Genomic DNA, 19,624 nt, shown 5'->3' with positions numbered 1-19,624 from the left:
GCTTTTCTCCTGTAAAAAAATTGTTACTACTATTATATAATATAGTAGGTTTTTTTTGTTATTTTTTTATAAGTATTGAAAAAAACAATAGTAATATTTTATGATATAGAAAAAACAAAAACTTGAAGAAAGTATACGTCGAGGAATAGAGGTGAAAAAATGAATTTGTTTAGGCTTGGATTTCTAAATGTTTGGAGAAGAAGAAATAAAAACATATTATTAGGTGTCGTTTCCGCTGTTTCAATGTGCATTTTGGTAAGTGTCATATCGGTGTTTTTTTCCATAAAAACATCCTTGGATATTTCTTCACGACGGTTGGGTGCAGATGTTGTCATAGTTCCAGATTCTGTGGAAGCTGATGGAGAGGAAATAATGTTTACAGGAGTTCCAAAAATGATTTATTTAGAAGAAAGTAAACTTAAAAATATTCCCATAGACAAGATAGAAAATATAACAAGCCAGTTTTTTATTAAAACCTTATCAGAATTTGCATGCTGCACCTTTGAAAAATCATACAGAGTCGTTGGGATTGATCAAAAAAGTGACTTTATTATGAAGCCATGGATGAAATCAAATATCATACCAAAGCTTGATGACAGGGATGTGATTTTGGGTGCAAATGTCGAGCTGGAATATAAGGATGAAATATCGATAATGGGAAAGGATCACAGGTTTAAGGGTAGGTTAGAAAAAACAGGAACAAGCATAGATGATACTATATTTGTTTCTATGAAGGAAGCAAGATATTTGGCAAGAGAGTATTATGACATAGAAAATAAAAACTATTTTCATGGAATACCTACAGATAGATTGATATCTGCGTCATTTATCAGGCTAAAAAATGGTATTGATGCTGAGAAATTTGCTAGTGATATAGAAAATTCGATTGATGGAGTAAGAGCATATTCAGTTGTTGTTAGTTCTCAAAATATGAAGGATAGGTTTTATGGTTTTGGAAAATTATTGGCTTTTTTTACAATAGGAGTTATCATTATATCATTGGCATCATTATTTGGCATGTTTAGCTTGATGATTGGTGAGAGAAAAAAAAAAATTGGTTTTTTGAAAACTATGGGGTTTGAAAATACAGAGTTGATTGCTGAAATTTTATTTGAAATTATCTTGATTGTTGGCGCTGGAGGAGCTGCGGGTAGTATATTTGCAATTTCAATTTCTTCCACGATAATAAGATATCTGAGTTCATTTATGATAATTCCATCAAATTCTTATGATGTTATTGAGTTTGTTCAGTATGGAATTGCCGGTGTGATATTATCGTTGGTATTTAGTGCTGTTATTTCAAGCCTTCCTATTTATTTTTTACTCCACAATGATCCAAAGGATATTTTTTCTAACGGAGGTATGACAAATGACTGATAAGGCTATTACGCTAAAATGTATTTCGAAAAAATTCTCGCTCGGAGATCAGGTAAAAAGTGTGCTTCAAGACTTAGACTTTGTTATTGATAAAGGGAGATTTATTTTAATTACAGGTGAATCGGGGGTTGGTAAATCAACCTTGCTCAATATCATGGGATTGCTTTCAAAGCCGAGCGATGGTGAAGTTACAATCTTTGGGAATGTTTCGGTTAACGATAATTCTGATTTATTGAGAAAAGTGTTTGTAAGCTTTGTTTTTCAAGAAACTGTGCTGCTGGAAGCATTGACGATTAGAGAAAATATCGATTTAATGAGATGCTTGTGGAAAAAGAACAAAAGAAGAAATTCTTGCTTCTATGAAAATGTCAATGAAATTGATTTAGAAGACGCGATAGACAGCCTTGGTATGAGAGATTACTTGGAAACTCTGCCAGGAAAGCTTAGTGGCGGTCAAAAAAGAAGGGCGATGATACTTATGGCAGTAGCGAAAAATTCACCGATATTGTTGCTTGATGAGCCTACAAATGATCTCGATTCAAAATGGGTTGATAGGGTGCTTGATTTTATAAGAAGACTGGCAAATTGCGGTACGACAGTCGTAATGGTGAGTCATGATAAAAGAGCTGAAGGCTATTGTGATGAGATATATGAAGTAACTAATGGAAGATTGAGATTGATAAGAAAAGAAAATGGTAAAAATCTCATAACTATAGATAAAAACAATCGACATTAATATAATAATTGTTTTTATCTATAGCTTGCAAGATAAGAACGTATTATTGTCAAATGGATAGAAAATTGGTGTATAATAAGAGGAAAATTAATATCTTTGGAGGTAATCATGAAAAATTTAAAAAGATTATTTTTAAGTACAGGACTTGCATTGGTAGTTGGCTTATCATTAACGGCTTGTGCAAATAAAACAGAAAATGCTGAATCTAGTTCAGAAACGAAATCAACAGCTGCCCAGGTAGAAAAAGCTGGTGTAACAGAAGAAAAGCCTATTTTGGTTGACAAGGAAAAGAAGACAGTTACGGTTTTGGCAAAGGTAAATGGAAAATATTTCGATCAAGGTACTAGACATGCCCTGGTTTTTAAAGATGGGAAATTCGGAGACAAGCCAATACTTGTTTCAATGGCAGATCAAAACACATTCTATAACAGTCTAATCGAAATCGGTGCAAAACCAGGTAACAATATGAATCCTGAAAATGCAGAAAAAACTCAGGTTGAAGGTGATAAAATCAATGTGAGTGTTACATGGGATGCAACTGAAAAAAATTATGACATCAATGAAGTTGTAAAGGATAGTAATGGCAAAAAAATAGATATGAGATTCGGTGGTAACCAGGAAAGAGCAAAGGATAAGAATACAGGCTGTCTTGCATGCTTGGATAGCTGTCCAGTTGGTATAGTTTCAAATCATACATATGCTTATGGATCAGTTGAAAAGAGAATGGAAGCATCTTTTTCAGGAAATTCTGAGGTACTTCCAGCTGATGGTACATATGTAGCAGTGACATTTGCACTTGCTCAGTAATATCAAGATGAATTTGGAGAAGGCTAGAGGAATACTGTTTTATCTTGTCTGTGGTTTTTTTCTAGGCATATTGGTGGACTATCTTATCACACTTAGTGTTTGGCTGGAAATGAGAGTACATTTAAATCAGATAGTTGTTGTATTTTCTTTGCTTGGTGGTGTCATAGGATTTTTTTATAGGAAGATAAGGTATGCGGTGTTCTTTCTTATTGAGATATTGACGTTAATAGTAGCGATGTTGCTTGGAAAAGTTGAATTGTTTTTTTATTATGTAAAAGAGATTTTTTATTTAGAAATAGGCGTTGAAAATATTAAATTACCGACACTATTGATACTGCTTTCTATCAATGCTTTGTTTTTTGTGTCCTATATAGCTAGTAAAATGCGGAAGCGATAAAATAGGTGTATATTAGTGCTTTGATAGTAAGAAAAAATAATTGATTAGTTGTTTACATAAAGAGAGTTATTATATTTTGGAAAAACATCGATGATGTCAATTATACCATCACTCAAGTGTAGATTAGTTAAATCTATATTTGGGTGATTTTTATTTTATGATAAAGCGAGAAGATTTGCACTTCATAAAGGATATCCTCCTTGATATAAAATATTATTAAAAATTTTATACCATATCAATTCCACAATCATGGAAAAATCGAAAAACAGGCTTTAATTCCAACTTTATGGACATACGGGAAAAATAGCAAAAATAACCGACGAAAATTAAAAATAAATTATGCAATATATACTTGAAAAATTCTTTTAGATAAGGTACATTATAAACAAATAGAGTTAGAAGCGAATAATAAAATGAGAAATAGAATTAGAGAAGCTAGAAGGATGAAAAGATTATACAAGCAAAGCCTGTCGAAAATATGAGTATTACAATACAATAATATCAGTTTAATAGAGTTAGGAGAGGAATAGGCTATGAGGAATAAGCAGAGGTATGCTCTAGCAATATTACAAATAATAGTTGGTATGCTTGCCGCTATAGTTTTTGTTAAGACTATTGTGTATGGAGGCAAAATTGAAATGACATTAATATCACTAATGGCAATGATATTAGGTGTAGCAAATGGTGCTCGAGGTATATGTGAGATAAATAAAGACAAAGCTTGATAATAGTGAGCTTAAGTATTTTTTCACTTACTATACTCTTACCACCTAAAGTTGAAATCTTTTCAACTTTAGTCTTAGATATAAAGTCTTTAAGTGATTTAGGTAAAGAATTTGCTTGCGTTAATAAAATCGGAGTACCATTAGTTCCAGCTACTGGTCCAATAACTAATGCGTCCATCCAGTGCTGTCCATTAGCTACAAAAATTTCATTAAACTTGGAGAATTTTTTACTGGCTATCTCAGTAGCTGTTTCATATCTTGATGATTTGCTCAGTCTCTCTGACACTGTTGGCAATGAAGCTTCAAGAGCTTTAGCTACCGAATTATATCCACCAGCTATAGTTACCTTCTTTATTTGAAGCTCTGAAATAGTATCCTTTATTACTTTAGGTAGTTTATTGGAATCAACTAATAATATTGGAAATACTTTTTCAGCTTCAAATGGTCCAACTGTTAATGCATCTGGAAAGTTTTCTCCTGATGCTATAACTGCATTCCCCAATTTGCCAGTTATTCCTGCTACTACCTTGGCAACTTCTGATGATGTAGCATATCTATCTTCACCTGATATTCTCTCTATATTGTCCTTGTCAAATTAGATAACTGCTTTTGAATATTTTCTGATACAGAAGACCTTCCGCCTACAATGATTTACTCCAAGTTTTTGAATTTCTGAGGCTACTTTTGTATCCAATTTATCTCTATTTACCAATAATATTGGTGCTTTTAGTAATTTTGCGATAACAGATGAAGTCATAGCATCCGGAAAATTATTGGATTCAACTATTATTACTTTATCAGACTTATTATAATACCTCTTAGAAACTTCTATAGCAGTTTCAATTCTATCTACGCCACTTACTCTAACTACATAATTGCTTGCAGTATATGCTTTTGATGATGCATCTGATATTGGTTTTACCTGACTTGCTTTTAATAAAACATTTATTATATGTTCCTTTCCGCTGTCCGAAAAACCTTGACTTAGGATTGTATATTCTTTATCCATAGATTTTAGTATTTCCATACTTTTGTCATTTAATTCTTCAGCAGTTAAATCCTCTATAAAATGAACAAACTGTATTGGGTTACCATTTTTATCTACTTCTCTTACCTTTAAGTTATATCTATTTTGCACAGGTTTTTCATCGCTTTCAGATATAACTTCCATGACGTAGCTAAACCCATCTTCTGGATATAGAAATCCTTGCTTAGATACTTTGTATTTTTTTCTATTTCATTTATTTTTTCATTTTTTACCTCCTGATTAAAATAATATATAACACATACATTTGACTCATATACAAATTTCAATTATTTTAGTTTATAAATATAAATATATCATTCAAAAATTTGCACTTGATTTAACAGCTCAGCTTGCATAAACATAAGTCAGTCATTGAAATCAAATATCCTAAATAAAAGCTGACGGGCTATAAAATCGTTTTCAAAAAATATTACGTAAAATTTACTCTGCTTTTTTTTACATTTTTTATTGTTTCGAAGTTTTCTTCTCCAGATAATATTAAATTTTTATCTTCAATTTATAAATATTATACAACTCTTTCCTAATAAAATCTTCAAATTTTGAAATTATCAACATATATTTTTATATTATTTAGTTTGTGGTATAATAATAAAGACAGCTTATTTGAGGCAAAGATTATTTTATGGTTTATATTGTAGGTAAACAGTTAGAAAATATTTAAAATAAATATGAGGTGTAAAGATGATTGAATTTAAAAGTGGCAAATTAAAAGAAGGAATATTAAAAAATTATGTTGAAAAAATTGATCCTTTCTATATGGAAAATGAAGTTACAGCAGAAATGATGGAAAAATTTGAGTTGCTTGATTTGAATGATTTGGAAATCGATGATTTGAGTGGTATTGAGTATGCAAAGAATATTAGACTTCTATATATAGCAAATAATAATATTGAGGATATATCACCTCTTGGCAGTTGTTCAAAATTGGAAATTTTGGATTTTCATAAGAATAAAATTTCAGATATTTGGCCATTGGAAAAATTAAGAAGGTTGGAATATTTAAATATTTCATACAATGATATAACTGATGTAATGGCGTTAAATGATATACCGAATATAGATAGTATCAATATTAGAGGAAATACTATTGAAAATAAATTACCTCTAAGACATATAAGATTTGTCAAAAAATAAAAAACTGGAAAGGTAACAATATGAGAAAATTAAGCACATATGAGTTAGGTGAAGGCATTAGTCTTGCTCTTATAAAAAATAATAAATTCAAATCCAATATTATTTCTATTTATTTTATAAAAAATTTGAATAGAGATGATGTTACACAGGTTTCGCTTTTGTCCAATATTATGTCTTCCGGGTGTATGAAATACAAGAGTATGAAAGCAATCTCAACGAGGATGGATGAATTATATGGGATGTCTATGACGAGCGGAGTTTATAAAATAGGAGAAAAATCTCTTTCATATTTTAAATTTCTAAGTATATCAGATAGATATTTGGACAAGCCGATTTTGAACGATGTGATCGAATTTATCAATGAGATTGTATTTAATCCGTTAATTATTGATGGTGGGATAAATCCAGACATGTTAGAGCTTGAAAAGATGAATCTAGTAGATGAAATTCAATCAAAAATTAATGATAAAAAAACATATGCTTTGATTAAATGCATAGAGAATATGTGTGACGGTGAACCATATTCGATTGAGAGAAGTGGTTATATTGATGATTTGGATGCAATAACTTCAAAGGATTTGTATGATACATACAAAAGCTTGATATCGACATCAAAAATACTAGTTACGGTTGAAGGTGATATTGATCTAGATCGCACTAAAAAAATTGTTGAGAATACCTTTAATTTTCAGAGAGCAAATGTTGTCAACATAAACAGAGAAAAATTTGATATAATACCGAAAAAGGTTAGGTATATTTCTGAAGATTTGGGAACTAATCAAGGAAAGCTTGTGATTGGGTATAGAACACGAGTCGATTACAAGAATTTCAAAGAGTATTATAGTTTGATAGTAGGAAATAGCATTTTTGGAGGAGGTCCACATTCCAAGCTATTTAACAATGTGAGAGAAAAAGAAAGCATCTGCTACTATGTATCCTCAAGCATCGAAAAATCAAAGGGATTGATGATAGTTAATTCAGGGATAGATGCGGATAACTACGAGAAAGCACTCGAATTAATAGATAGAGAATTTGAAGCAGTTTGCATGGGTGAGTTTACAGATATGGAAATGGATAATGCAAAAAAGAGTATTATCAATTCCTTAAAATCGTCTTGTGATTCGATTTCAGGAGAAAGCGAATTTTTCTGTAATCAATTTATTAGTCAGACAAATCTTGATTTGAATGAAATAATTTATTTTGTGGAAAATACAAGTAGAGAAGATATTGTAAAGATCATGAATAAAATAAGGAAAGACACTGTGTATTTTCTAAAATAGAGATAGATATAGATTGGAGGTTATATGGAAAAAATATATAACGATAGCATTAATGAAGAGCTGTTTTCTGAGGTATTAGAAAATGGATTGGAAGTATATTATCTGCCAAAGAAGGGATTCGAAAGCAAATACGCAATATTAGGTGTTAATTTCGGATCAAATGACTTGGACTTTATTTCAATAGAAGATGGAGGTAGAGTGAGAGTGAATGAAGGCATAGCCCATTTTCTGGAACACAAGATGTTTGAACAACCAGATGGTAAAAATGCCTTTGATAAATTTTCAGAGCTTGGAGCCAGTGCAAATGCATTTACAAGCTTCAATATGACGGCATATCTTTTTTCGGCAACTGAAAATTTTTATGAGTCTTTGGAGCATTTGATTAGCTATGTTCAAACTCCATATTATACTGATGAAAATGTCGAGAAAGAAAAAGGAATTATTGCTCAGGAAATAAAGATGTATGAGGATGATCCAGAATGGAATGTTTACTTCAACTGTCTAAAGGCTATGTATTCGAAGCATCATACTAATATTGATATCGCTGGAAGTGTTGAAAGTATTTATAAAATAACTCCTGACGAGCTATATAAATGTTATAATACATTCTACAATCCTGCCAATATGAAATTATTTGTAGTAGGTGATCTGGATTTTGAAGAAATAATCAAGGCTGTAAAAAAATCCAATAATGTTGAAGCTGTTTTTTCAAAAGATATAACGAGATTTATGGATGAAGAGCCACAGGAGATAAATAAAAAAATTATAGAACAGGAATTTACTGTCTCTTTGCCGATGTTTTATTTTGGATACAAGGATTCAAGCAAAATAGTATCACCTGATGAATCGTTGTTTAGAGAGGTTGTTACTGATATACTTTTTGACATTATTTTTTCTGAAAGTGCACAGCTTCATGAAAATCTATATAATAGTGGTTTGATAATCGGTAATATAAATGGTGGTTATACGTCAAATATTGATTATTCATATGCTGTGGTCACTGGAGCTTCAAAGGATCCTCATCAAGTAAAGAAAATCATCGATGAATATATCGATGATTTAAGAGAAAATGGGATTGATGATAGAGAATTCGAGCTTAATAAAAGAAAAAAAATCGGAGGATTTTTGAAGTCATTTGATTCCATACCATTTATTGCTAATAGCTTTCTAAGATATAGGTTTAAGGGCATTAACCTTTTAGATTACTTAGACGTTCTTAACAGAGTTCAAAAAAGTGATATAGAAAGGCGTTTAAATGAATTTTTTATTGAAGAGCAGAGTGTAATTTCAATCGTAAAACAAAAGGAAGATGGCGAATAATATGCTATTAGGTGAAGTGAGGGGGAATTTTTTTGAATAGAGTTGCTTTTTCGATTTTTGGAATAGATGTCATGTGGTATGGGATATTGATTGCTATTGGTATGATATTGGCTATAGTAATATCATCTAGAGAGGCGAAGAGAGTCGGTTTTGATGAGAATAGTGTAGTTGATCTTTCAATTCTCTTACTTCCGCTTTCGATTGTAGGTGCGAGGCTGTACTATGTTATATTCAACTGGGATTTATACTCTCAAGATTTATCTCAGATAATTAATACAAGAGGTGGCGGTCTAGCCATTCATGGTGGTATTATCGTGGGGATAATTATCACGTTTTTGTATGCGAGGCATAAAAAAATAAATTTCCTTAAATTTTCTGATGTCATAATATTGGGATTACCAATTGCTCAAGCAATAGGCAGATGGGGGAATTTTATTAATCAAGAGGCATATGGTGGTCCAACAGATCTACCATGGGGAATAATAGTAGAGGGTCAAAAAGTTCATCCTACTTTTTTATATGAATCAATATGGAATGTTATGGTATTTGCATTGATATTTTATAAGAGGAAAAACAAGGAATACGATGGACAATTGCTTGCATATTATTTAGTTATATATTCCTTGGGGCGTTTCTTTATTGAAGGATTGAGGACCGATTCATTGATGCTCGGACCACTTAGAGTGGCTCAGGTAATAAGCTTACTTGGAATTGTTTGTGGATTTATTGTTCACTTGATTTTAAAGAAAAGAGGCAAAGATGGAATTTAATCATGTTTCTGTATTATTGGACGAATGTATCGAAAACTTAAAAATAAAGACAGATGGAGTTTACGTTGACTGCACGATGGGAGGAGCAGGTCATAGTAGAGAAATTGCAAAGAGAATTACTGGAGGTGGTAAGCTGATATGCTTTGACCAAGATATAAATGCCATAAACGTGGCGAGAGAGCGATTGGCTGAGTTTGGCGATAAGGTAATATTGGTTCACAGTAATTTCGAGAATATTAAGGATGAATTGGCAAAGATAGATATTTTTGAAATTGATGGTGTTTTAGCAGATTTGGGAGTATCATCTCATCAGCTTGATGAGCCTATTAGAGGCTTTTCATATATGAATGATGCACCATTGGATATGAGGATGGACGATAGAAATTCAATTTCGGCATGGAATATTGTCAATGAATACTCTGAGGAGAATTTGCACCGAATAATTAGAGCTTATGGTGAGGAAAACTGGTCTAAAAGAATTGCAAAATTTATTGTGGACTACAGGAAGGAAAAAAATATTGATACTACCTATGAATTAGTTGAAATAATTAAAAAAGCAATTCCTCAGAAAGCCAGACAAAATGGACCTCATCCTGCTAAGAGGACATTTCAAGCTATAAGAATAGAGGTAAACAATGAATTGGGAGCTATAAACACTCTTATTGAGGATGCAGTTTCATTATTGCGTAATGGAGGAAGAATGTGTATTATTACATTTCATTCTTTGGAGGATAGGATTGTGAAAAATCAATTCAAATATTTATATCAGGATTGTATATGTTCACCTGATTTGCCATTTTGTGTTTGTAATAAAAAAAGGGAGATAGAAATAATAACAAAAAAACCAATACTCCCTTCTGACTATGAGGTTGAGATTAATCCAAGATCGAGAAGTGCGAAATTAAGGGTAGCGGAAAAATTGTAAAGCTGTTATTATATAATTTGGAAAAATTGTGGGGAGCCATAAATTTTAGGAGGAAAGAATGAAGAGTTTAACTGTAGCGGAGATAGTCGATTCCACCGCCGGAAATTTAATATCACAATGTGAAGCTGACACCATGGATAATATAGTTATCGATAGTAGAGATGCAGGGGAAAAATCAATGTTCGTTGCCATTATTGGCGAAGCACTTGATGGACATTGTTTTGTTGAATCAGCATATGCAAATGGTTGTAGAACATTTCTAATAAGTTCTGTGAAAAATATACCTGAAAAAGTATTAAAAGACTCCAATATTATTTCGGTGGAAAACACTGAGCTTGCTCTTGGAAAAATATCAAAATATTATTTGAGTAAATTTGATGTAAGAGTTATAGGTGTTACTGGAAGTGTTGGAAAAACAACTACAAGAGACTTTGTTTATTCTGTGGTTTCGAATAAATACTGTTCAATAAAGAATGAAAAAAACTTTAACAATCAATTTGGTGTACCACTGACTATATTCAATATAAATGCTGAGCATGAAGCAGCGGTTATTGAAATGGGAATGTGTGGCTTTGGTGAAATAGATTACTTGGCGGAGATCACCAGACCACAAATAGCAGTAATATCAAATATTGGTCTATCTCATATTCAGAGTCTCGGATCGCAAGAGGGTATTTTTAAAGCTAAAATGGAGATATCAAACTATTTTGATGAAGAATCTATTTTAATAGTAAACGGTGATGATGAGTTTTTGTCAAATATATATAGAGACAGCAAACTCGACAAAAATAAATATAAATTTGAGGTTCAGTCTTTTGGAAAACTGCCAACGAATACGATTTATCTGAAAGAATATAGGGTGCTAGAAAATAAAGCCACAACATTTATTGCAAAAATTGAGGGTATTAAGGATGGTGTGGAATTCACTATTCCGACTGTTGGAGAGCACAATATATACAATGCTCTTTCTGCTATTCTTGTCGGTATAAATATGGGTATGAGCGTTGATGAAATTAGAGATGGATTTAAGAATTTTATTCCAACGAAGGACAGACAGGATATATTAAATACTGATGACTTTACTATAATCAACGATGTATACAATGCCAGTCCAGATTCCATGATAGCTTCTTTGAGAGTATTGTCAATGTATGATGATAAAAGAAGAGTAGCAATTCTTGGAGATTGCCTTGAAATGGGGGATTTTGCAGAGCTTGGTCATAGAAAAATTGGCTTAGAGGCAATTGGAAAGGCAGATATTGTGATTACAATTGGTGATAAATCTCAGTTTATTGGAATTGAAGCAAAGGAAAAGGGCTTTGATCTTAGCAATGTATACCATTTCGAATCAAAGCTGGAATTGTTTGAAGAGCTAAGGACTATATTGGAAAAAGATGATGTTATTCTTGTAAAGGCATCAAGAGGGATGAGATTTGAAGAAATTGTAGAGTATTTAAAGGAGGGAATAGATGATTAGTTTAAAGGCTTTGACGGTAACATCTATTATGTCATTTTTGCTTGTAATTGTTGTGGGTCCAATGCTTATACCAGTTTTGCACAAGTTTAAATTTGGACAGACTGTTAGAGATGATGGACCACAATCACACTTAAAGAAAAATGGAACTCCTACAATGGGTGGATTGATGATTATTATTTCAATACTTCTTGTTAGCTTGATTAGAGTTGGATTTGGTAATGAGATTTTGATGGCATTATTGTGTATGCTTGGTTTTGGCTTGATAGGTTTTCTTGATGATTTCATAATTATTAAACGAAAAAGATCATTGGGTCTAACTCCAAAACAGAAAATTGTATTACAGGTTGTTCTATCATTTGTGTTGGCTTATTATAGATATGTAACTATCGCTGATGAGATTCAATTTATTGTACCTTTCTTAAATACTGGAATCAATATCGGTATAATGTATATTCCGATAGTAATGGTGGCGATTATAGGTACAGTAAATGCTGTGAATTTGACTGACGGTCTTGATGGATTGGCTAGTGGTATAACGGCTGTGGTTTCTGTGTTTTTTATTTTATTTGCATCAGTAGTCGCAAATAATTTTGAAATTTCCCAAATGGGAGCAGCTACTTTGGGCGCCTGTGTTGGTTTTTTATGCTTTAATGTTAATCCCGCAAAAATTTTTATGGGTGATACTGGTTCAATGGCACTGGGTGGTGCTGTTGCTGCTTTTGCTCTTTTTACGGATACAGTGCTTGTCATTCCAATAGTCGGAGGTATTTACTTTGCTGAGGCACTATCAGTGATGATTCAGGTTGGATATTACAAGAGAACGAAGAAGAGAATTTTTAAAATGGCACCTCTACACCATCATTATGAACAGTCAGGATGGCCAGAAACAAAGGTTGTCTTTGTGTTTTGGATTGTTGCAATTATACTGGCTTGGATTGGTATTGTTGCGATGTTTTAGAAAAAATAATCATAGACATAGTTTTAACTATTAAAAGCTTGTAAAGCAAACCACATTTGTAAGTATAATATGAATGTGGTTTGTTTTTTTGTTATGATATTATTTGATGAGATTTTTAATAATATAAGAAAGATTTAAATTAATTAGTATTTATGATATAATTAATATGTAAATTTTGAATGAATTTTACTTATAAATTGAAATAGAGGTGAAATAATTGTTTGGAGAAAACAAAGTATTGGTAGTTGGTTTGGCCAAATCGGGACTTGCTTCAGCCAGGTATTTATTGGAATGCGGAGCAAAAGTAATAGTATGTGATTCAAAGTCTCAGGAGATGTTAGCAGATACAATAGAAGATTTAAAAAAGCTTTCAAACATTGAGTTTATTATAGGAAGGAATGCAAATTATGACGAAATAAGAGATGTAGATTTTATCGTTGTATCTCCAGGAGTTCCCTTGGAGTTGGATTTCTTGGTTAAATCAAAGGAAAATGGAAAGAAAATAATAAGTGAAATTGAGCTGGCGTATAATGTTGGATTGACAAAAGGTATTTCTTTTGTCGGCATTACTGGAACAAATGGCAAGACAACGACAACTTCAATTATGGGCGAAGTATGTAAGGCTGCAGGCAAGGAAACATATGTTGTTGGAAACATAGGGAATCCAGCTATTGAAGCAGTAAAGAATGCTGGTAAAGGAGCTTATCTAGTGACCGAGTTATCAAGCTTCCAGTTGGAGAGTATTGAAAAATTTAAGCCGGTGGTTTCTACTGTTTTAAATCTCACTGAAGATCATTTGAATAGACACCATACGATGGAAAATTACGCAAGTGCAAAGGCAAGAATATTTGAAAATCAAACAAAAAATGAAATTTGTGTTCTCAATTATGACGATTCCATCACGAAAAAAATGGCTACTGACAACAATTCAAAAATTATGTTTTTCTCTAGAAAAAATAGAGTTGAAAATGGCGTATTCTTAAATGAGAAAAATGAAATAATATTCTCAGAGGATGGGTGCGAAAAATATTTTATGAAAGTAGAAGAATTAAGTCTACCAGGTGGACATAATGTTGAAAATTGTATGTCTGTGATTTGTATGTCCTTGGCAATTGGAATAGAAAAGGGTGTAATCATAGATGTACTAAAAAAATTTAAGGCTGTTGAACATAGGCTAGAATATGTTGATACAATCAAGGGTATTGATTTTGTAAATGATTCAAAGGGAACTAACCCTGATTCTACTATCAAGGCTGTTCAATCATACAAAGCTCCAATAATTTTGATTGCAGGTGGGTATGACAAAAATAGCGATTTTAATAAATTGTTTGAAATTGCAAAAACAAATGTGAGAAGTGTTCTTGTCTTGGGGCAAACCGCAGAGCTGATTGAGACTACGGCGAGAAATCATGGGATAAAAGAGGTTATCAGAGTATCTACAATAAAAGAAGCTGTTGAGAAATCAATTGAAATAGCAAACGAAAAGGATGTAGTACTTCTATCTCCGGCTTGTGCTAGCTGGGGAATGTACAACAATTATGAGGAACGCGGGAATGACTTTAAAGAATGTGTTAGAAAATTGAGAGGGTACTAAGATGAAGATAATTTTATCTGGAGGCGGAACTGGTGGACATGTTTATCCAGCGATTGCAATTGCAAATAAAATCAAGGAGGAACACCCTGATTCAGAGATAATTTTTGTAGGTACAAAGATGGGAATAGAATCAGAAATCATTCCGAAATACGGTTACGATATTAAATTTATTGAAGTCAAAGGCTTCAAGAGAAAGATAGACTTTGAAAATGTGAAGAGAGTATTTATGTTTTTGAAATCTTTGACAGATTCAAAGAAAATAATAAAGGATTTTAAACCAGATTTGGTAATAGGAACAGGTGGCTATGTAAGTGGTTCAATAGTATTAAAAGCCAGCAAAATGGGTATAAAAACCTGTATTCACGAGCAGAACTCTTTTCCAGGTTTAACAAATAAAATGCTATCCAAAAATGTTGATTTTGTGTTGACGAGTTTCGAGGATTCTCATAAAAGATTTCCAAAGGAAGCTCAAGATAAATTATTTATCACTGGAAATCCTGTTAGAGGAGAGATTCTAACTGCAAGGAAAGATGAATCTAGAAAAATATTAGGGATTCCATCTGATAAAAAGATGTTGCTTGTAGCTGGAGGTAGCGGAGGCTCTGAGGAAATCAATGATGCATTGAAAAATACGATAACCAAGCTAGTTGAAAGAGATATTGCCTTTACAATTGCCACTGGAAAAACATATTACGATAAATTTGTAGCTGAACATAAGGATATTGATTATAAATCTTACCAAAAAATAGTTCCTTATCTTGATGATATGGCAAACAATCTGGCTGCCTGTGACATTGTGATAGGTAGTGCTGGTGCAATTTCTATGGCTGAAATGACAGCAGTTGGAGCTCCAGCTATAATAGTTCCTAAAGCATATACGGCAGAAAATCACCAGGAATACAATGCGAGGAGTCTGGAAAATGCTGGAGGAGGGATCTGTATAACTGAATCAGAGCTAAATGCAGATAGGCTTGATAAGGAAATATTTGAATTGCTGGGTGATGATGAAAAGCTGAAAAAAATGTCAGAAGCGAGTAAATTATTCGGAAAAAGAGATGCAATTGACTTAATATACAAAAAAATTCAAAAAGAATGCATTTTCTTGCAAAAAAAATAAAAAATACCTTGCAATAAGTGTGTTTTTTAGGATATTATAGAATAGATAGAATATTATTTTTTGAAAAGAGTATATTAGTGATTGTTGAGTAAAATTGATAATAGACTTTTTGATTATATATATTAGTGCGAATGGAGGTTTAAAAATGTTAAACTTTGTAGAGGAAAGTACAAACTCTGCCAATATTAAGGTAATTGGAGTTGGAGGCGGAGGAAATAATGCTGTAAATGTCATGATTAGCTCTGGTGTAAGAGGAGTTGAATACATAGCAGTAAATACCGACAAACAAGCTTTAGATAATTCTAAGGCGGAAAATACATTACAAATTGGAACTAAATTGACAAAGGGTTTGGGTGCTGGTGCGAATCCAGAAAAAGGTAAAAAAGCAGCAGAGGAGTCTGCTGATGAAATTTCAAAAGCGATTGAAGGTGCAGATATGGTGTTTATCACTGCCGGAATGGGTGGTGGAACAGGTACTGGCGCAGCTCCAGTTATTGCTCAAATTGCAAAGAATGCAGGAGCTTTGACTGTTGCTGTTGTGACTAAGCCATTTTCTTTTGAAGGTAGAGTTAGAATGAATAAAGCCGAAGAAGGAATTGCAGAGTTAAAAAAGAACGTTGATACTTTGATAACAATACCAAATGATAAAATCCTTCAGATAATAGAAAAGAGAACTTCTATAACAGACGCTTTATCAAAGGCGGATGATATACTAAAGCAAGGTATACAGTCTATTTCAGGACTAATTTCAGAGGCTGCATTAATAAATCTTGACTTTGCAGATGTTGAGGCTGTGATGAAAGATCAGGGATTAGCTCATATGGGTATGGGTACTGCTTCTGGGGAAGACAGAGCAATTGTTGCTGCTAAACAGGCTATTGAGTCTCCATTACTTGAAACTACAATAGATGGTGCTAAGGGAGTGCTTATCAATGTAACTGGTGGAAGCGATCTTGGCTTGTTAGAGGTAAGTGAAGCTACTGATATTATTAGGCAGAAATGTGATCCAGATGCTATGATTATTTTCGGTGCTGCAACTAGGGATGATTTTGGAGATGAAATTGTAATAACAGTTGTTGCAACGGGGCTACAGGATGCATCGGATGATTTTTTTAATACTCCGCAGTTGAGAAGACAGCCGGTTTCTTCTACTCCGAAATATAATGAAATTCCAAGAGTTAGTGATACTCCTAAGGTTGAGACAGTAGCTCCTGCAGAAGAAACTTTTGCCAACAGCTTTGACGACAATGTCACTGCTGGAGATGACGATATGGTTATTCCGACTTTTTTAAGAAGAAAGAAATAAATATCTATATAAACAAAATAGGCTCAACATTAGTTGAGCCTATTTTGTTCGGTGATTTTGGAAGGAGATGAATTTATGCTTTGTCCGTTTTGTGAATGTAAAGAATCAAAGGTATTAGACTCAAGACATATAGATGCAACTTCAATAAGAAGAAGAAGGGAATGTGAAAAGTGTAGAAAGAGATTTACTACATATGAAAAGATAGAGCTGATACCTGTTATGGTTATAAAAAAAGATGGAAGTAGAGAGTCATTTGATAGAGATAAAATTAAATATGGACTTATAAGGTCTTGTGAAAAACGACCAGTTCCAGTTTCTAAGATCGATGCAATTGTCGATGAAATCGAATCAGAAATCAATAAAAAATGTATTGATGAGATTGAAACGACGAAGATAGGTGAAATGGTTATGGATAGATTGAAAGATGTTGATGAAGTCGCATATGTCAGATTTGCATCTGTATATAGACAGTTCAAGGATTTAAATACATTTGTAAACGAGTTGGAAAACATCCTAAAGGAAAGAAGTCGTGACGATGAAAAGTAGTAGTATAATTAAGTGTGGGTTTTTAGATCTATTCTCATCAGGAGAATATGACAGTTCAAAATATCTGTACTCATATATAGATGGAGTTTCAGTGGCAATTACCAAGAGAAAATACGATGCGAAAAATGATGCTGATATGAAAATAGTTTGTGACGAGCTGGGCTTTAACTTCGAAAAGCTGACTTATAATAATCAAATTCATTCTTCAATAATACGAAAAATAGATGAGTCAAATATTTCTGAAATAAAAGATGCAGATGCATTGATAACAGATTTGAGGAATGTTCCCTTGGTTGTATTTACGGCAGACTGTGCACCTGTTGTAATCATCGATGAGAAAAATTCTGTTGGAATAGCTCATGCAGGCTGGAGAGGATCCTATGGAAATATAGCTGTTAAAACCATTGATGAAATGGTAAATAATTATAATTCAAAGGCTTCAAGTTTGAAGGTTATAATTGGACCATGTATAAGTGAAGGCTCTTATAATGTTGGTTACGAATTGATAGAAAAATTTTCATTGATGCTTGAAGAAAATGGAATTAATGTAGATGAGGGTAACAAATTCTATTCCGAAATCGATGGAGTTTACTATTTGAATTTGGTTCAGGTAAACAAATTGCTGTTGATCAACAGAGGAGTTAATCCTGAAAATATTCTTGAAGCAAATATTTGTACTGCTTTGGATGACGATTTTTACTCCTACAGAAAAGATTCAAGGACATCTAAGAGAATCGGTACAATTGTTGAAATTAGAGAGGAAGTGTAAAATTGAATAATGAAAATAGAGCAATAGTGGCTGTTGTTGGAAGACCTAATGTTGGGAAGTCTACTATATTTAATAGGCTTACTGGGAAGAAAATATCTATCGTTGAAGATACTCCAGGTGTTACAAGGGACAGGATTTTTGGAGAGGTTGAATGGCTTAATAAGTACTTTACAATTATCGACACTGGTGGTATTGAGCCAGAATCTGATGATGTAATAATATCACAGATGAGAAATCAGGCATTGCTGGCGATTGACATGGCACATGTTATTCTATTTATTGTTGATGGAAAAGGAGGACTGACTGCTGCCGATAAGGAAGTAGCTGAAATTTTAAGAAAAACAAACAAACCAGTTATATTAGTAGTAAATAAGATTGATTCTATGAGTCAGTTTGATAACATCTATGATTTTTACGAATTGGGGCTGGGTACTCCTTTTGCAATTTCTGGTGCAAATAGTATGGGACTAGGCGATTTGTTAGATGAAGTTGTGCTAAATTTCCCAGAAGGTGTAAATACGGAATATGATGAAGATATAATAAGAGTTGCTATAACAGGAAAACCAAATGCTGGAAAGAGCTCGATATTAAACAATATTTTAGGTGAAGACAGAGTCATCGTGTCACCGATAGCTGGAACGACTAGAGATGCGATAGATACATACTTTGAAAGTGGGGGCAATAAATTTCTTTTGATAGATACAGCTGGTATAAGAAGAAAAAGCAAAGTATACGAAAATGTGGAAAGATTTTCTGTAATAAGATCTATGAGTGCAGTTGATAGGGCGGATGTTGTTCTTATTGTAATAGATGCAACTGAAGGTGTTACTGAGCAGGATACAAAAATTGCAGGTATTGCGCACGATGAAGGTAAGGGCTGTGTTTTTGTAGTCAACAAATGGGATCTAATAGAAAAAGATAATAAAACTATGGGTAACTTCAAAATGAGTATTCGTGAAAAATTTCCATTCATGAGTTATGCTCCAATTGTATTTGTTTCTGCTGTAACAAATCAGAGGATTAAGAAGATACTTGAAACAGTCGTGGAGGTTTCTTATGAGCAAAATAGAAGAGTTACTACTTCTGTGCTAAATGAAGTAATTGGTGAAGCGGTAATGTTAAATCAACCGCCGTCTGATAAAGGTAGAAGGCTGAAGATATACTATGGTACACAAACAGGTATCAAGCCTCCAACATTTACGCTATTTATCAACGATATAGAATTGACACATTTTTCATATACAAGATATTTAGAAAATAGATTAAGAGAAAATTTTGGGTTTGAAGGAACATCTATAAAGATCGAATATAAACAAAAAAGCAGATAGGTAGGAGGAT

General features: G+C 32.8%; 19 protein-coding genes. 17 read left to right on the top strand and 2 right to left on the bottom strand.

The window, feature by feature from the left end:
- The first annotated feature begins 159 nt into the window (after nt 1–159).
- The 4 genes from BM120_RS00620 to BM120_RS00605 all read left to right on the top strand — a co-directional run bounded on the left by BM120_RS00620 (nt 160) and on the right by BM120_RS00605 (nt 3,317).
- Complete coding sequence (locus BM120_RS00620; protein WP_091992564.1) at nt 160–1,377, top strand: ABC transporter permease; 1,218 nt, start codon at nt 160–162, stop codon at nt 1,375–1,377.
- The gene (locus tag BM120_RS00615; protein ID WP_091992563.1) at nt 1,370–2,113 is read left to right on the top strand and encodes an ABC transporter ATP-binding protein; all 744 of its coding nucleotides are present in this window, start codon (nt 1,370–1,372) and stop codon (nt 2,111–2,113) included. Before BM120_RS00620 ends, BM120_RS00615 begins: the two co-directional genes overlap by 8 nt.
- 108 nt (nt 2,114–2,221) lie before the next feature.
- The gene (locus BM120_RS00610; protein ID WP_091992562.1) at nt 2,222–2,920 is read left to right on the top strand and encodes a YdjY domain-containing protein; all 699 of its coding nucleotides are present in this window, start codon (nt 2,222–2,224) and stop codon (nt 2,918–2,920) included.
- Between the two features lie 7 nt (nt 2,921–2,927).
- A complete protein-coding gene (locus tag BM120_RS00605; protein ID WP_143076497.1) occupies nt 2,928–3,317 on the top strand; it encodes a hypothetical protein in 390 nt (129 codons plus the stop codon).
- A 612-nt stretch (nt 3,318–3,929) separates the two neighbouring features.
- Here BM120_RS00605 and BM120_RS11015 read toward each other — a convergent pair.
- The gene (locus tag BM120_RS11015; protein ID WP_242941532.1) at nt 3,930–4,556 is read right to left on the bottom strand and encodes a cell wall-binding repeat-containing protein; all 627 of its coding nucleotides are present in this window, start codon (nt 4,554–4,556) and stop codon (nt 3,930–3,932) included.
- Between the two features lie 81 nt (nt 4,557–4,637).
- A complete protein-coding gene (locus BM120_RS11010) occupies nt 4,638–5,213 on the bottom strand; it encodes a cell wall-binding repeat-containing protein (protein WP_242941513.1) in 576 nt (191 codons plus the stop codon).
- 558 nt (nt 5,214–5,771) lie between these two features.
- On the opposite strand from BM120_RS11010, the gene BM120_RS00595 reads away from it, so the two are divergent.
- From BM120_RS00595 to der, 13 genes are all read left to right on the top strand, one after another.
- Entirely contained in the window at nt 5,772–6,224 is a 453-nt protein-coding gene (locus tag BM120_RS00595; protein WP_091992560.1) for a leucine-rich repeat domain-containing protein, read from the top strand.
- 20 nt (nt 6,225–6,244) lie between these two features.
- The gene (gene yfmF, locus BM120_RS00590; protein WP_091992559.1) at nt 6,245–7,504 is read left to right on the top strand and encodes an EF-P 5-aminopentanol modification-associated protein YfmF; all 1,260 of its coding nucleotides are present in this window, start codon (nt 6,245–6,247) and stop codon (nt 7,502–7,504) included.
- 24 nt (nt 7,505–7,528) lie between these two features.
- Nucleotides 7,529–8,824 carry an EF-P 5-aminopentanol modification-associated protein YfmH gene (gene yfmH / locus BM120_RS00585; protein WP_091992558.1) on the top strand — a complete coding sequence of 432 codons (1,296 nt, stop codon included), beginning with the start codon at nt 7,529–7,531 and terminating at the stop codon, nt 8,822–8,824.
- 32 nt (nt 8,825–8,856) lie between these two features.
- The gene (lgt, locus tag BM120_RS00580; RefSeq protein ID WP_091992557.1) at nt 8,857–9,594 is read left to right on the top strand and encodes a prolipoprotein diacylglyceryl transferase; all 738 of its coding nucleotides are present in this window, start codon (nt 8,857–8,859) and stop codon (nt 9,592–9,594) included.
- Nucleotides 9,584–10,519 (top strand): 16S rRNA (cytosine(1402)-N(4))-methyltransferase RsmH, encoded by a 936-nt coding sequence (rsmH, locus tag BM120_RS00575; RefSeq protein ID WP_091992556.1) that lies wholly within the window; start codon nt 9,584–9,586, stop codon nt 10,517–10,519. The genes lgt and rsmH overlap by 11 nt, the downstream gene beginning before the upstream one ends.
- A gap of 58 nt (nt 10,520–10,577) precedes the next feature.
- Complete coding sequence (locus BM120_RS00570; protein ID WP_091992555.1) at nt 10,578–11,996, top strand: UDP-N-acetylmuramoyl-tripeptide--D-alanyl-D-alanine ligase; 1,419 nt, start codon at nt 10,578–10,580, stop codon at nt 11,994–11,996.
- Nucleotides 11,989–12,954, top strand: coding sequence for a phospho-N-acetylmuramoyl-pentapeptide-transferase (mraY, locus tag BM120_RS00565; protein WP_091992554.1), 966 nt, complete (start codon nt 11,989–11,991; stop codon nt 12,952–12,954). Before BM120_RS00570 ends, mraY begins: the two co-directional genes overlap by 8 nt.
- A 217-nt stretch (nt 12,955–13,171) precedes the next feature.
- A complete protein-coding gene (gene murD / locus BM120_RS00560) occupies nt 13,172–14,548 on the top strand; it encodes a UDP-N-acetylmuramoyl-L-alanine--D-glutamate ligase (protein ID WP_091992553.1) in 1,377 nt (458 codons plus the stop codon).
- 1 nt (nt 14,549) lies between these two features.
- Nucleotides 14,550–15,665 (top strand): undecaprenyldiphospho-muramoylpentapeptide beta-N-acetylglucosaminyltransferase, encoded by a 1,116-nt coding sequence (gene murG, locus BM120_RS00555; RefSeq protein ID WP_091992552.1) that lies wholly within the window; start codon nt 14,550–14,552, stop codon nt 15,663–15,665.
- A 145-nt stretch (nt 15,666–15,810) separates the two neighbouring features.
- Nucleotides 15,811–16,971 carry a cell division protein FtsZ gene (gene ftsZ / locus BM120_RS00550; protein WP_091992551.1) on the top strand — a complete coding sequence of 387 codons (1,161 nt, stop codon included), beginning with the start codon at nt 15,811–15,813 and terminating at the stop codon, nt 16,969–16,971.
- 75 nt (nt 16,972–17,046) lie between these two features.
- Nucleotides 17,047–17,517 carry a transcriptional regulator NrdR gene (gene nrdR / locus BM120_RS00545; RefSeq protein WP_091992550.1) on the top strand — a complete coding sequence of 157 codons (471 nt, stop codon included), beginning with the start codon at nt 17,047–17,049 and terminating at the stop codon, nt 17,515–17,517.
- Nucleotides 17,507–18,286, top strand: a complete 780-nt coding sequence (gene pgeF, locus BM120_RS00540; protein ID WP_091992549.1) for a peptidoglycan editing factor PgeF — start codon at nt 17,507–17,509, stop codon at nt 18,284–18,286. Before nrdR ends, pgeF begins: the two co-directional genes overlap by 11 nt.
- 2 nt (nt 18,287–18,288) lie before the next feature.
- Nucleotides 18,289–19,614 carry a ribosome biogenesis GTPase Der gene (gene der / locus BM120_RS00535; RefSeq protein WP_091992548.1) on the top strand — a complete coding sequence of 442 codons (1,326 nt, stop codon included), beginning with the start codon at nt 18,289–18,291 and terminating at the stop codon, nt 19,612–19,614.
- The last annotated feature ends 10 nt before the right edge of the window (nt 19,615–19,624 follow it).

The sequence above is a fragment of the Peptostreptococcus sp. D1 genome, from assembly GCF_900112955.1.
Taxonomy (GTDB): domain Bacteria; phylum Bacillota; class Clostridia; order Peptostreptococcales; family Peptostreptococcaceae; genus Peptostreptococcus.
Note: the sequence above shows the minus strand (reverse complement) of the source record. Positions and strands in the feature narration are given on the sequence as shown.